We start from the raw sequence: 15,060 nt of genomic DNA on the forward strand, positions 1-15,060 counted from the left end.
TGCTCAAGCATTCTTGACGCTATGCGTACATGACGGCTGCATGAGGTGCCAGCCGGGATTCACGGCGAAGCCGGGGTATCGTAGCGCTACGCAGCAGCCTGGAATTCTGGCCTATTCAAGGGTGGGTGCAGCTGTCACGGGGCGGCGATGGAGGTACGGGGGTGGTGGTCACGGGGGTGGTGGAGCGTGGAAACCCGTGTTTGTCTGGACAAATGGGGGTGGGGGAAGTTGCCGACTCGGATTTTAGGGGGCTTAGGTTACCCTGTCACCTGGGGTTTTACCCTGTGAACTGGGGATATGGGAATTGTCTGAACTTTTTAAGTTTTTTCGCTGAAAACGGGCAAGATGCCTCATAATTAAAAGGTATGTACCGATAGGAAAGCTGAGCGCTGGAAGGCGTTCGGGGGAGCCTTATCCGGATGGCTCCTGGAGGAATCACGAATCCACGGAAGGTATTCGAGGAGGACACAGTGAAACAGCACAACCAGGTTCTAAGTAAATTCGGCCGCGCCGGCCTTGTCGCTCTCTTCGCGACCAGCCTCGCCTTCACCGGCGTCGCCCCCGCCGGTGCGTTAGAAGGCGAACCAGTTCAGCCCGGAACCAGTCCAATTCCTGGAATTAGCTCCGTGGCGCGCGTGGAAATTCCTCGAATGGCGATGTATATGGAAAACGGTGCATCTAAAAATGCTCCGACAGTTGATGTGTGTACTGGTGTACTGCTTGATGAACAGCACATAGCCACTATGAAACGTTGTGTCACCACGGCAGATGGTAAGCCTTATGACTTTGCTCTTTCTGAAAAAGCTGGCAACGAAACGCCTCCTCCCCCTCGGGTAACTTTCGGTTCGGAAGCAGTACCTTCCGGTGGCTTCAATAACGTTTTTTGGATTTCTTCGGTTGCTCTTGACCCCAAGGCGGCTACACAAGTTGTTATCGCACGTTTGGATCGCCCGGTTCCTGCTGAAGTAGCCAGTCCGGTAGCAGTGAAAGATAGTGGTATCAACGGTAACATGAGTGGCCAGGAAGCTGTCATGATTGGTTGGCGTCCGGAGGGCGGTACGCCCCGTTTGTCATACCAGAGCACCAAGCTTCCGATTACTAAGCTTGTGAATAATACGGTTACGCTACCTCGCTCAAAGGTGCAACAGTGGAATCAATGGCGAGAAAATCACCCCAGTTTCAAAGACGACAAGGATTTGGGGACAATCTCTTGGGATGCTGTGCGTAAAGGGTGGGAAGATCCTCAGAAAATCACGGTTATTTCTGAAGATATTGGTGCGCCGGTGCTTAGTAAAGACGGAAAGACTCTGGTTGGTATCCACATTGGTCTGGGAATCATCTTGGATGCTCAACAGACAGATTTTCACTATTTCCTGACGACACGCCCTGCCGCAGCAGATGAAGTTGTTATTCCTAACCCGGAGTCCGAATCAGCCCCGAAAGACGCTTTAGATATAATCCAAGAAGCGTTGTGCCAAAAGGGTGAAAATGGTGAGGGTAAGGACAGCATAGATGGACAGAAGGTATCTATTGAATATAATGAAGCTGCAGACAAGAATGTGGAAGAACGCATTGGCGTGGGAATCAAAAAAGTAATCAATAGTAATCCCGAGTTTAAAGCTGCTGGCGGCGATATTGTCAAAAAATCAGAGTATAATTTCGATGGATACGTGGGTGGTAAAGCTACAGCCGGCGGTGCTACCCAACGAACTCCTATTTACAAAGTTCAGTCTACGATGTGCAAGGCTAGTATTGACAAGTCTATCTCCGCGCTAATGTCTGACATTCTTAAGCAGCAGGGATATATTGATGGAAAAATAAAAAAACTGCAGGAAGATGAGAAGGCCGCTAAGAATGCTAAGAACCGCTATGATGATAAGGTTCGGGAACTCGACGAACTAAACCAGAGAATTGACGAGTTTAACAATCCCACTACTATCGCGGACTTCCAACGCACCCACAACTATGCTGGTCTCCCCACCTGGGTGAGAGAGGGTGTCTCGTACCAGGATCCAGATTCTGAAAAACAATTCTGTAATCGTGACCAGCGTCTTGCCGACACTACAGGTGGCACATGCCGTCCCTTGGTGACTATGGGTACAGTTTTTGCCGATCCTGGTGTAAATGACACCAAAGCGGGGGAGAAACTACATAAATGGCTGAAAGAAGCTAAACGTAATGTTTCTTTTGAACTAGACACCGCACGTAATGACGCTACGGAAAAAAGCACTGAACTTTCCGAAGCTACAAAGGCTCTTAGCCTGGCGCAGATGAATAAGACTGTGGCGGAAAAAGTGAAAGGAATCGCCACTGCAGCTCAGGCTGAAGCCGACAACATTGCAGCGGCAATTCAAGCTGAATGGGCAGAGAAAGTCTACAACAAGAACAAGGCTTTCCTCGACGATTATTACCAGTGGGGAAACGACGCATATAGCCTCAGGCAGGAAATTGCACAGGCAGAGAAAGCGAAAGCCCAGCTGGAAAAAGAACTACGTGAATCCCAAGTGGAACTGGAACATGCTAAGAATGCCTCTCCCTATGACAAGACTAAAGAAGATACTGCTCAAGCTAAAGTAGCTGCGGCTAGACAGAATGTAGACGATAAATCGAAGGAAATTGCGGAGAAGAAAGCATCACTAGCGAAGTTGAAGGCTCCCAGCCCTACTGACGAGAAGTATCAGCCGCAGATTTCTAATCTATCTGCAAAACTGGCGGATGTTGCACAAAAAATGCCGAATCTAGTTTTGAATGTTAACAACGCTAAATGGACAATGCGTGCTCTTGTTAAGAGCATGGATGGCAGCGCGTTGGAAGATCCAACGGAAAAGGACAGTATAGCCGAACAGATTGGTGGATACTACAACCGTGCGGTCGCTGCCAGACCTGACATTATGCGCCGTCAAATCAAGATTGGCGATATGCTGACAGATGCTCGTAATCGATTGGAGACAGCACCGGAAAAAGTGAAGCCCCAGCTAAAAATCCTGGTCAGTGACTTGGAGCGACATGCTGGTCGTGCAGATGAGGCTGCTAACACTGTGGGTGGAGCAGTGGACAAATTGAAAGATTTATGGGACAAGGCGAGACGCACGAACTCAGTGTTAGATGCGAAGAAATACCTGTTGCAAGCACAAACGGAGCTGGGAACGGTGGATGATCCCATCAAGACTTCTGAAGAGGCCTTGAAAGATGCAGTGGGTACAAACGATGCTATTCAGGCTCTGTTATCCGGCAAATCATTTGAAGACATTGTCAATGAAAAAAATATGACTCCGGAGGAAAAAGCCAAGAAGGCTGCTGAGGAGTCTAAGGCCAGAGAAGATGCCTTGCGCAAAAAGCTGGAGGAGGAGCTGAAGAAGAAGTACGGTATCGGTCAAGATGGCAAGCCTGGCGATACCCCGGAAAAGCGTCAGCAAGCCGAGAAGGAAAAGCTTGAGGCTGAAAAGAAACAGGCCGAAGAGGAAAAGAAGAAGGCTGACGATGAAGCCAAAAAGGACGAAGCCCGCCTGGCCAAGGCTCTGTCCAAGAACACCCTGCGAGCCGAAGGCACCGACCGGGTGCTGACCTCTATTGCCGCGTGGAAAATAGGTAAATTCCCCGGGGACTCCCTGGTGCTGGTAGATGGAAACGTGCACGCGGACGGGCTGTCCGCCACCCCCTTCGCGGCCGCACTCAAAGCGCCCGTGCTGCTGACCTGTTGGAATACCGGCCTAGAACCGGCACTCATGGATCAAATCAAGGCCTCCGGCAAAAAGAAACTCTTCCTGGTAGGCGGACAAGTACCGATGACTCCCTATGACGAATTCGAACTGCGTGACGCCGGGCTCGATATCTTCCGTATTGCCGGTCCCGACCGCTACGCCACCTCTGTCGGCGTCAATCAAGCCACTGAACCCCTCATCGGTGCCAAACCCAAGAAACCCATCAACCTCTATATTGGTGACGGGGTAGGCTTCCCCGATGCCCTGGTAGCGGGTGCCGCCGCCGGGCGTGTCGGCGGCCTGATGCTGCTCTCTAAAGGCAAACAGCTCGACCCGCAAACCTACAACTACATCTCTAACCTGGGACAAACCCGACCGCTCAAAATCATCCCGGTCGGCGGCCCCGCAACGGCAGCAGTCAAAAACACGCCCTGGCCCACCACCATGAGCATTAACATCGCCCCGATAGTAGGCAAAGACCGCTATGAAACCGCCGCGAAACTGGCCACCACCCTGCCGGGAACCAGGGCAGCTGTGCTCGCCACCGGGGAAAACTTCGCTGACGCTCTATCCGGCGGCCCCCTAGCTGTTGACCAAAACGCCACCCTCGTTTTGACCCGCTCCCAGGAACTGCCCCCGGCCAGCTACCAGTCCCTGCAACGCTTCGGATCCGAAAAAACCATAGTGATGGGCGGCAAATCCGCCGTGTCCCCGAAAGTCGCGGAACTCATCAACGGAGCTACGCTGAAAAACACCGACACCAAGACCGTGCTGGGCACGCTGCTGGAACGCAAGAAACTGCGTGACGAGAAAGCCAACCAGGAAGCCAAAGAACGCCGCAACGCCCTGAGCACAGTCAGAGGGATGATTAAAGACAGCAATAGCCTCAAAGACGTCATGTCGCAACTCGGCTTCGGTTCCATCGATGACCTGACCAAATTGCTGAATGACTTCAAGGCTCAACAGGACAAAGACAAGAAACCAGATACTGCAAAGCCGGAACTCGACAAAAGCAGCACCACCACCGGGAAGTAACCCAGGTTACGGCTGGTTTTACAATTCAAATCGCGGAAATCCGGGTGGGACATAACCCGGGTTTCCCGTGGTTGGGGGGGGCTGCCCGCAAAAGCGGGAAACCCCCCCAACCGGTATTAGCTGAAATTTCAGGCTGGCACCTCGTGAACCCGACAAAACCACCGCCACCAACACCCAGAAATGTCCTGACAATACATCAAATGTACTGAAAAATTAAAGTATACTGCGGAGCTGTTCCGTTAAATAAAAGCCGAACCTAAGCGCATTTGCTATTAATTGACTGTTATTTTCGTAAACAAGGAATCATGATGAAAAAGACCAAGACCGCAACCACCATTCAAGCATTGGAACAGCAAGTTGTGGAACTGCAAGAACAGCTAGCTCAACTGCAAGCTGAAAAGAAAGCTCAAGCCGAAACCCTCAGCACCCTGGAACACGACAAACAAACTATCGACGACCTGCATCAATCACTGTCGCGGTGCTTCGACTCGGCCGGCAACGCGCGCGATTCCATGGGGAAAATCGTCACGGAACTGGACGCGGATTCCTCGGATTCAGCGGAAACCAAGCGAATCATGTCGGAATCAACTCGTGACCTGTATGACATGGCCAACGGAGCACAGGAAATCGCCACCAAGCTGCAGCAAATGGGGCAAAACATGGCCACCCTGTCGGAATCCTCCGAATCCATCCACAACTTCGTGAAACAAATCGAGGGTATCGCGGCGCAAACCAACCTGCTGGCACTAAACGCCACCATCGAAGCCGCGCGCGCCGGGGAAGCCGGACGCGGTTTCGCCGTAGTCGCCGGGGAAGTCCGCACCCTGGCCGAACGCACCGCCAGCGCCACCAAAGAAATCGGTGCCCTGGTCGACGCCATCACCACCAGTACCTCTAGCGCCCTGGAAAGCATCAACTCGGCCATCGACGACTCTAAAGACTTCGAAGAGAAATCCAGTCAAACCGCCAATAAAGTCAGCGAGAAAGTCACCTCGATGGCGGATTCCATTGCTAATGTCACCACGGATTCCTTCGTGACCGTGGTGAAACTGGATCACTTTATCTTTAAACTGGGGATTTACCGCCAGATTACCGGGATGTCAGCGCCCAACCCCGCCGGGATTTCCTCGTCGCACGGATGCCGACTCGGCAAGTGGTACTATGAAGGACGCGGGCACCTCGACTATGCGCATAACCCGTATTTCCGCCAACTCGAAGCGGTTCACGACGGAACACACGCGGCGGGTAAGGCCGTGGTCGAAGCTTTCATAGCCGGGGATTGCGAAGCACTGCACCAGCACCTAGAAGAGATGGAAAATAACTCTTCCCAGGTGGGGAACCTGCTGGATCGCTTGATGGAATCCTAGTTTCTTTTGCGGCGCTTGCCGCACCTGTGCTTTGGGAAAACACATTCAACAGGAAAACAAGGAAGCGCCCTCAACGGAGCATAAGCCAGCGGGAGCCACAACCACCAGGAAACCTAGTGAAGCGGGGTTACAGTCAGCGGATACGGCTGGTTACGCGGCGGCAATACGCGGGCAATAATCCCGCCAATAACCGCTGATCCCACCAGTAGGCTGGTCAGAATCGCAGAGGCAACCTGCTGGGAAACCTCTGACCCAAAGGGTGCCGAGAGGAACCCTGAAAACACGGTCACTGCCAACACCGCCCCCGCCGTGGAGCCAAACAGTTCACCCAAAACCAGCGCTGTCACCAAAGTAGCCACCAAAACCAGCATGACCGTGTTGCCGTCACGCTCCAGCGTGACGCGCAACACTCCGTTTTGTTCCAGAAACTCGCCCATAACCCAGGCGCCTGCCACCGTGGATCCCAGATAACCCAGCATCCGCCAGGCACGCCACCCCGCCGCCCCCAGCCAAGACAGATCCCCAGCCAAAAGCCCGTCAATCAGGCTGGCACCTAATGAACCCACAAAAACCAAGCCAGACAAGTCGTCCAAGCCCACCGGCAGCCCCAACAGCAGCCCCAAAAACACTACGCAGAACAGCCCCGGCAACACCAGAGCCACCGCCGAATCGCCTTTGGACTGGCTGCGGCGCGTCTCGCCTTCCTCGCTGACCTCTGCCGTGGCCTTTGCCGTAGTCCGCCAAGATTCCCCGTCCGCCGAGCGCATCTTTTTCAAGGTCATCCGGCTGGCCTTTGGAGCGGAAAACACGGTCACGCCCCCGGCAATCAGCCCCACAATCACTACCAACAGAAACATTTGCAACAGCAAGAAATGGTTATCCACCATGCCGCGCAACCCCGCCACCAGCAACAAAGCCACAATCGTCAACGGCAACCCCAGGAAAGAATTGCGCCACGCGGCCTGGCGCTCCGGGGTGACCTGGCGGTCGGCCAGCACATACAGCGCCGTGAACCACCGACACATCAGCCCCGATTCAATCACCAGCGCGCCGGACACCAGCCACAAAATCAGTGCCAGGAAAGAAAAACTATTGAACGCGTTCCCCAGTTTCAGCCCCAGGGTACTCAAGGAGGCAACCACAGCCGATGGTTCGCTCCCCAGTAGCATCCCGACCAGTGCCGGTAGCCCCAGCGCCACCAGGATGGGGGTGCGGGCGGCGAGCAGCGCGAGGGCAATAACGATTACCGCAAAGGTAATGATGATGGTTAGCATTAGTGGCCTCCCCTCGAAGTTCCCGCCCCGGAGCCAGACGCCCCGGGTTTTCGCGGTGCTGAGCCGGCAATCTTACCGGCCGGCGCGGCGGTGACTCGCGCTACTTTGCCCGGCTGGCCGCTGCCCGTGCCGCTGCCCTTTGTTGCGCCTTTGACCCTTGAGGCACCTTGGCTGGGCTTAGCCTTAGCGGCCGGCACCGAAGTCTGGCCAGGTTTCGGGCTGGCGGCAGCGCGTTCGACCTTCCTGGGGGCTTGCGGCTGGGGTGTGGCCGGTAGTGTTTTCAGGGTATTCACGAGGCGCATCGTGCCGACGACCAGCGCACTCACCCCGAAAATCAGCGCGGGTAAAGCCAGCGCCGGCATCGGCACCTCTACCAGCATCATCCGCTCATCACGCAGCAGTATCGCCGAAATCAAACCCAAAATCGCCACCATGAAACCAAACAGAATCATGGCGGTGCCGGTTATGACCTCGCGCCACATCGAACGCACGCGCGGGTTCCCAATATGCCCTAAATCTAAGGTAAACAACGCCAACGTCAGTGCCAGGAACGCCACCCAGGTCGACGTCAAACCCGCGAACTGCTCGGCGCTGAGCATCAAGGTGGCACCTAATGACCCCTGATACCCCATCCAAGTATCCGGGGCGGGCAGTTTCAGCCCCCCCGCCCCCAGGTGCGCCACGCGCCCTCCCAGGTGCAAAAACGCCAATACCGCCCCGATTCCGGCAACGATTATCATTATCCACCCCAGTTGACGCTGCCACGTCGCCAACCCCGGGGTCTTCGTTCCACTGCTTTCTTCCACCCTTCAATTTTACCGGTCTGGCCGCGTTTTGGGGATAACTCGACGAAGTGGCGGTTTTCCCGATGAAAAGAGTAAACTTAGCAATCGGGGATACCGAGTGCTAAGGTGGCCAGGATACGACTGTCGGTTGCGTTCGGTTTGTGGCGGTACTTTTGGGGACGGATTCACGAGGTGCCAGCCCGGGATACAAGCGAAAGGAGACGATAATGTTTGATAAAACCGCTGATAGGCGGCTGGACGTGTTGCGCGCCATCGTCTCTGATTACGTGGAAACCCAGGAACCCGTGGGGTCGAAGTCCCTGGTAGAAAGGTATTCCCTGGGGGTTTCTGCGGCCACTATCCGCAATGACATGGCCGCTTTAGAGGAAGAAGGCCTGATTCGCCAACCCCACACTTCCGCCGGGCGGGTACCCACCGACAAGGGCTACCGGTTCTTTGTCGACCAAATCGACCAGATTAAACCGCTTTCCGCCCCGGAACGCCAGGCCATCACCGAGTTCTTTTCGGCCGCAGTCGGACTCGACGATGTGATGGAACGCACGGTGCGGCTGTTGGCGCATTTGACCCGACAGACGGCGGTGATTGAATTCCCAGCCTTTAAACAGTCCACTTTGCGCCACCTGGAACTGGTGGGGATGGGCGCGGAACCAATCCGCCGGGTACTGGCGGTTGTGATTGCCTCTAGCGGGAGGGTGGATCAAGTCCTGGTGAACCTGCCCTGTGGAACCACGCAAAGCGAGTTGAACAGCTTGGCTCGGCCGCTAGAAAACGTGTTCACCACCCCGGAAACCCCGGGTGGGACACAAAGCGAATTTACGCCCGGTGCCGGGATGGCACCTCGTGAAACCGAGGAAACCCCAAGCCGCCACGCCCCCCAACACGAACCCGCAACCCCCCGCAACCCCCAGCAACAGGCCTCCACCCAGTGGTGCGACCCCCTGTCCGCCCCGGAAACCCGGGAAAACGCCCGTGTCCTGGGCGAGGCTATCGCCGCCACCCTCGCCTCGGGTCAAGCCGAAAGCCGCATCGTCATGGCGGGAATGGCGAACTTGGCGCGATCTGGCGACTTCCAAGAAACCCTGACCCCGCTGGTAGAAGCCCTGGAAGAACAAGTCGTGTTGCTGAAACTGTTCAGCCAGATGCACGAACCCGAACCGGTATCGGTGATTATCGGCCAGGAATCCGGGCATGAAGTGTTGCGCGACACGGCCATCGTGTCCTCTAGCTATGATACTTCCGGGGCAACCCGGGCACATGTCGGGGTGATAGGCCCGACCCGGATGGACTATCCTGGTTCGATGCGGGCGGTACGAGCCGTCGCCAGATACCTGTCGGGGTTCCTGCGTCAGTGAAGCCCGCGAAGGGGCAAAGTGGACGCGAGGCGGCCAGCGCCTCATGAAAACGCCCCCGCCCCCAGCGAAAGAGAATCCGAAAACCACCCATGCAAACGAGAGAGACAAAGTGAGTGACTATTACGAAACCCTAGGGATCAGCCGCGATGCCAGTGCCGAAGAGATAAAGAAGGCCTATCGGCGTCTGGCGCGTAAACTGCACCCCGATGTCGCCGGATTGGAAGCCGAAGAGAAATTCAAAGAGGTCACCGCCGCCTACGAGGTCTTGTCCAACCCCGACAAGCGTGCGCAATACGACCTGGGCGGCTCCGGGTTCAGCGGAATGGGCGGCGCGTCGGCGGCGGGCTTCGGTTTCGCCGACATTATCCAAGAATTCTTTGGGGCAGCCGCCGGAGCCAGCGGACCGACCCCCCGCGGGACTCGCGGCCAGGATATTCTGACCACTATCGAAGTCAGTCTGGAAGATGTCGCTTTTGGGGCAACTAGAGAGATAAAGGTCAACACTTTCGTGCGTTGCAAGGCCTGTAAAGGGACGTGCTGCCAGCCTGGCACCCGCCCGCAAACCTGTAAAACCTGTGGTGGCAGCGGTTCGGTGCAGCGCATGGCCAGATCCTTTCTGGGGCAAGTCATGACCACCACCCCGTGTCAGGCTTGCGGGGGGCACGGTACTGTTATCAGCCACCCTTGCGCGGACTGTTCCGGGGAAGGCCGGGTGCGCGCCACGCGGAAAATCAAGGTGGAAGTGCCTACCGGGGTGGAAACCGGGACGCGAATCCGGCTCAGCGGCGAGGGCGAGGTCGGACGTGCCGGGGGAGTTCCCGGGGACTTGTACGTCGAAATCAAGGAGCTGCCCCACCAGATGTTGCAGCGTCGTGGCGATGACCTGCACACTCGGGTGCGAATTCCGATGACGGGCGCGGCTCTGGGTTTGAAATACGCCTTGGAAACCCTGGATGGGTCACGTGAAATCACGGTCGAACCCGGTTCCCAGCCCGACGGGGTTATCAAGCTTAAAGGCCTGGGAGTGGGGCGTTTGCAGCGACCCGGGCGCGGGGATTTGTATGTTCATCTGGATGTGGAAGTCCCGATGGATTTGGATGCGCGCCAGCGCGAGTTGCTGCTGGAGCTGGCGCGGCTGCGTGGGGAAGATAGCGAAGGTTTCCTGACAGCGGGCGGCGCCGCCGCAGATCTTGCGGGGGACGGTGCTGCGGGCGGTTTTGCTGGTGGTCAGGCTCGGGATGCGGGTCATTCGGGCGGGGGTGCTTCGTCCGGGGCGCCATCCGGTAGTAATCGCGGCGCGGGTGGTTCCCGGCGGTGGCGCTAAGTGACTCGCCAGGTGTTTTTATTGGCCGCGCCGGGCTTGCTGGGGGCGGTTGATGTTTCGGCTTCACGAGGTGCCATCCCGGATTCAGGCGTTGAATCGGGATGGGGAGCTGGCCGGGATTCCGGGGGAAAAGCCGGGGGGATCGGGACGCGCCTCATGAAGCTGGAGGCCGGAACGGAAACCCGGTTGACCGGCGCGGAAGCACACCATGCGAGTGTGAAACGGCTGCGAGCGGGCGAGGTCGTGGATCTGGTGGACGGTCGGGGCTGGCGCGCCGGGGCGGAACTAGTTGGATCGGGGACGGATTTGCGGTTTCGGCTGGTGGAAGCGCCGCGTTTCGAGGCGTGCCCGGCGTTGCGTCTGACTTTGATTCAGGCTTTGGCCAAGGAAAAGCGCGATTTACAGGCTCTGGAGGCCGCCTGTGAGATTGGGGCGTTGCGGGTGGTGCCCTGGGGGGCTGCGCGTTCGGTGTCCCGGTGGGATGGACGCGCCAAGCAAGTCAAGGGGCGTGAAAAGTGGCAGAATCTGGCGGTTTCCGCCTTGAAACAGTCCCGGCAGTCCCGGTTGGCTGAGGTCGGGGAATACGTGGAATCCGGGGCGGGGGGTGCCGATTCTGGAACCGGGGTGCCGCCCAGTTCACGGCGCGGTGCGGGCGATGAAAACAGTGTTTTTGCCGAGACGAGGCGGATTATTGCCGCCGGGGGGCGGGTGTTTGTTCTGCACGAGAGTGCTTCGGAACGGTTGAGTGTGCTGCTGAGGGCGATATCCCGGGAGGCACCTCATGAACCCGGCGGAGAGCTGAGCGGCGCGGGAAATCTTGGCGCGGGAAACCCCGGTGGGACAATGGAAATCGCGGTGGTGGTCGGCCCGGAAGGGGGCATCACCGAGGGGGAACTCGAGGGTTTTCGGGCGATGGGCGCGGAAATCGTCTTGTTGGGATCCAGTGTGCTGCGCTGTTCCACCGCCGGTCCGGTCGCTTTGGCCATTATCCAGGCCACTCTTGGTTCCTGGTAGCGCCAGTGCCCTCTTTGCGTTAGTCGGCAGTGAAACGGCGGTATTTGCGCTGAAAACACACTAAAAACCCTGTTGTCAACTTAGAGAATTTTTGGGGATGGGGGGTGTGAGACACTGGCTGCAATGGTTAATTCTGGGAGGACATATGACAGTTACTGGCATTGAATTATTTGCGGGCGGCGGGGGGCTGCTACTGGGGTCTGCGCTGGCGGGCGTTGAACATTTGGCAGTGGCCGAATGGAATCGGTGGGCGTGTGAAACTATACGCGAAAACGCGCGTCTTGATTATCCCTTGGTGCGCGGAGTGCGAGTGCTGGAAGGCGATGTGCGCTTGGTGGACTGGGGGAGCGAATTATCGAGGCAAAGGATTGACATTATTACGGCCGGCCCACCGTGTCAGCCCTTTTCTTTGGGCGGTGTGGCACGAAGTGCGGATGACCCGCGCGATATGTTCCCCACGACTACGGCGGTTATCGAAAAACTTCGCCCCCGAGCTTTTGTTATCGAAAATGTCAAAGGGCTGACCCGCGCGGCCTTTGCGGACTACTTTGAATACATTAAATTACGTTTGCAGCACCCGGAGCTTAAGGCGCGAAGCAGCGAGTCTTGGGTGGAGCATTTCCGTCGTTTGCAAAGGGAACACACTTCGGTGGTGTCGGATTTGCAATACCGGCTGGTTACCACGGTGGTCGATGCGGCTGACTACGGGGTACCACAGCGGCGGCATCGGGTGTTTATGGTGGGCTTTCGCAGTGATGTTGATGCGGGATGGAATTTCCCGGCTCCGACCCATTCGGCATCAGCTTTACGGGCTGCCCAGGAATCTGGCGAATATTGGGAGCGACACCGAATTGCGATTAAAGGCCGTCATTTTGCTCAGTTGCTCCCGGTGGCGGATTCGCGACTGCCATGGCGCACAGTGCGAGATGCCTTGACAGGGCTGCCCGAGCCGGGCTCTCCTGAAAGTTGGCAGTGGCTGAACCATGAGTTTCAACCTGGGGCTAAAGCATATCCGGGACATACCGGTTCACCTTTAGATGAACCGGCGAAGGCTTTGAAAGCAGGGGTTCATGGGGTTCCCGGGGGCGAGAACATGATCCGATTCCCCGATGGTGCTTTGCGTTATTTCTCTGCCCGCGAAGCGGCTCGGATACAGACGTTCCCTGACCGCTATGTTTTGCACGGTGCCTGGACGGAAACGATGCGTCAACTGGGTAACGCGGTGCCGGTGTTGCTTGCCCAAAAGGTTGTCTCCAGCGTGGTCGAGCATCTGGAACTGGACACAGCCTTACATTGTCTTGCCGCGCGCCAACAACGGATTTACGCCACAGCTCAGGTTTGTGAAGGAGTGCTGGCATGACTGGGTATTTTGATCCTTTGAGCTACGAGAACCTGGGTACTTCGATTGCCCGAGCGCTAGATGACCAGCCAGTGATTTCACTGTTAGACCTAGAGAAATTCGACGGGGCGGGAATTTACGCGTTGTACTATACCGGCGAGCATCCGGCTTACCGACTGCTGGCGGAAAGAAACCGAACAACACCAGGTTCCTGGGCCATATATGTGGGAAAAGCTGAGGCAGAAAACGCGCGAAAAGGTGACCCGGCACAGGTTTATTCGACGGTTGGCTCTAAACTGTATGCCAGAATTCAAAATCATCGTAAATCCATTGAATTAGCTAAAAACCTAGGTGTCGAGGATTTTCAAGTTAGGGTTCTGACGGTGGCTCCCACCTGGATTCCACTGGCGGAAGTGGTAGCGATTCGGATGCACAGTCCCGTGTGGAATGTAATCGCTGATGGGTTGGGTAACCATAATCCTGGTGCCGGACGGTATCAAGGAATGCGTCCCCGCTGGGACACGCTTCATCCTGGGCGGGAATGGGCTGAGAGGCTGCAACCCCGAAACGAATCCGCCTTGGATATCCAACAAGATGTTCTCGAATACCTTGCCACTCATGAAAAGTAAAACGTAGCGGGGAAACGTCAAAGCGTAGGATGTAGAATGGAGGGATATGGAAAACACCAAGCGAATAGCGGTGCCGATACCGCCCGAGGTTGACATTCTCGGCGTGCTCGGGATAGAGGATGCCAATCTGCGGGCGCTAGAAGCGGATTTCCCGCAGCTGAGCTTTTGGTGTAACGGCGAAGCGGTGCTGATTCAAGGGGCGACTCATGAACTCGCCCTCGCCACGCAAGCCGTGCACCGACTGATCGCTGCCGATTCGGCCACCCCGCGATTCGAACACGCTGGGGAACACGGCCAGAACCGGCCTCTCAGCGGACAAAACCACCCAGACACCCGCGCCCCAGAACACAAGCAGTCGCGCAAGCGTCACGCCGGGGAACAAGACTGGACAGAGGTCAACGCGGGGACGTGGAGCCAAACGGGAGCAACTGCGTCGAACCGTAACCGCACCGCCGACCGCCTGAACATCCGTTCGGCCGCTCGCCCGGATGCCCGCGTTGCTTTCAACGACCGGGCAGTGCTGGTGAACCGCGAACGGGTGATTCGCCCCAAAACCCCAGGTCAAGCGGGGTACCTTCGGGATATCGACACGCATACTATTACCTTCGGGATTGGACCGGCCGGCACCGGGAAAACCTATCTGGCGATGGCGCGAGCCGTCCGGGCGCTGCTAGACGGCGAGGTCTCCCGCTTAATCCTGACCCGCCCGGCGGTGGAAGCCGGGGAAACCCTGGGGTTTTTACCCGGGACACTCACCGATAAAATCGACCCGTACCTGCGCCCGCTTTACGACGCTTTGCGGGAAATGCTCGACCCCGGCAGCATCACTAAAATGCTTTCCGATGGCACCATCGAAGTCGCCGCTCTGGCCTATATGCGCGGACGCACCCTGAACGGTGCCTTTGTGGTGCTGGACGAAGCCCAAAACACTACCAGTGAACAGATGAAAATGTTCTTGACTCGCCTGGGTTTCGATTCCAAAATGGTTGTGACCGGGGATATTACCCAGATTGACCTGCCGCACCGCCAGCCCTCCGGGCTGCGTCAAGTGCAAAATATCTTGGCCGGGGTTCCAGATATTGCCTTTTCTTATCTCACGGCCGCCGACGTGGTGCGCCATTCTTTGGTGGGGGAAATTATTGGCGCATATCAAGACTTTGAGGCCACCCAGAACCAGCCCGACACCCAGGGATTCTAGCCGGGCGCCACTCCGAGCCCG

At 56.8% G+C, this 15,060-nt stretch carries 10 protein-coding genes; 8 read left to right on the top strand and 2 right to left on the bottom strand.

The genetic code is table 11. From position 1 onward, the window contains the following. Nucleotides 1-470 precede the first annotated feature (470 nt). On the top strand, nucleotides 471-4,736 hold the full coding sequence (locus HMPREF0577_RS00955) for a cell wall-binding repeat-containing protein (RefSeq protein ID WP_036342128.1): 4,266 nt from the start codon (nucleotides 471-473) through the stop codon (nucleotides 4,734-4,736). 305 nt (nucleotides 4,737-5,041) lie between these two features. After that, nucleotides 5,042-6,103 carry a methyl-accepting chemotaxis protein gene (locus HMPREF0577_RS00960; RefSeq protein WP_004011777.1) on the top strand — a complete coding sequence of 354 codons (1,062 nt, stop codon included), beginning with the start codon at nucleotides 5,042-5,044 and terminating at the stop codon, nucleotides 6,101-6,103. A gap of 113 nt (nucleotides 6,104-6,216) precedes the next feature. Here the strand turns inward: HMPREF0577_RS00960 and HMPREF0577_RS00965 are convergent, their stop codons facing one another. Then, entirely contained in the window at nucleotides 6,217-7,377 is a 1,161-nt protein-coding gene (locus HMPREF0577_RS00965; RefSeq protein ID WP_004011778.1) for a hypothetical protein, read from the bottom strand. Further along, nucleotides 7,377-8,183 (bottom strand): hypothetical protein, encoded by an 807-nt coding sequence (locus tag HMPREF0577_RS00970; RefSeq protein ID WP_004011779.1) that lies wholly within the window; start codon nucleotides 8,181-8,183, stop codon nucleotides 7,377-7,379. The genes HMPREF0577_RS00965 and HMPREF0577_RS00970 overlap by 1 nt, the downstream gene beginning before the upstream one ends. A gap of 206 nt (nucleotides 8,184-8,389) precedes the next feature. Between HMPREF0577_RS00970 and HMPREF0577_RS00975 the strand changes: the two genes are divergently transcribed. The 6 genes from HMPREF0577_RS00975 to HMPREF0577_RS01000 all read left to right on the top strand — a co-directional run bounded on the left by HMPREF0577_RS00975 (nucleotide 8,390) and on the right by HMPREF0577_RS01000 (nucleotide 15,039). Further along, entirely contained in the window at nucleotides 8,390-9,535 is a 1,146-nt protein-coding gene (locus tag HMPREF0577_RS00975; RefSeq protein WP_004011780.1) for an HrcA family transcriptional regulator, read from the top strand. A gap of 109 nt (nucleotides 9,536-9,644) precedes the next feature. After that, on the top strand, nucleotides 9,645-10,859 hold the full coding sequence (gene dnaJ / locus HMPREF0577_RS00980) for a molecular chaperone DnaJ (protein WP_231282757.1): 1,215 nt from the start codon (nucleotides 9,645-9,647) through the stop codon (nucleotides 10,857-10,859). After that, nucleotides 10,860-11,873: an RsmE family RNA methyltransferase gene (locus HMPREF0577_RS00985; RefSeq protein ID WP_004011782.1), complete on the top strand. Its 1,014-nt coding sequence runs from the start codon at nucleotides 10,860-10,862 to the stop codon at nucleotides 11,871-11,873. A 145-nt stretch (nucleotides 11,874-12,018) separates the two neighbouring features. Further along, complete coding sequence (locus tag HMPREF0577_RS00990) at nucleotides 12,019-13,233, top strand: DNA cytosine methyltransferase (RefSeq protein ID WP_036342133.1); 1,215 nt, start codon at nucleotides 12,019-12,021, stop codon at nucleotides 13,231-13,233. Next, nucleotides 13,230-13,841, top strand: a complete 612-nt coding sequence (locus tag HMPREF0577_RS00995) for an Eco29kI family restriction endonuclease (protein WP_004011784.1) — start codon at nucleotides 13,230-13,232, stop codon at nucleotides 13,839-13,841. The genes HMPREF0577_RS00990 and HMPREF0577_RS00995 overlap by 4 nt, the downstream gene beginning before the upstream one ends. A gap of 46 nt (nucleotides 13,842-13,887) precedes the next feature. Beyond that, on the top strand, nucleotides 13,888-15,039 hold the full coding sequence (locus HMPREF0577_RS01000) for a PhoH family protein (protein WP_004011785.1): 1,152 nt from the start codon (nucleotides 13,888-13,890) through the stop codon (nucleotides 15,037-15,039). Nucleotides 15,040-15,060 lie beyond the last annotated feature (21 nt).

This window comes from Mobiluncus mulieris ATCC 35243 (assembly GCF_000160615.1).
GTDB classification, from domain to species: domain Bacteria; phylum Actinomycetota; class Actinomycetes; order Actinomycetales; family Actinomycetaceae; genus Mobiluncus; species Mobiluncus mulieris.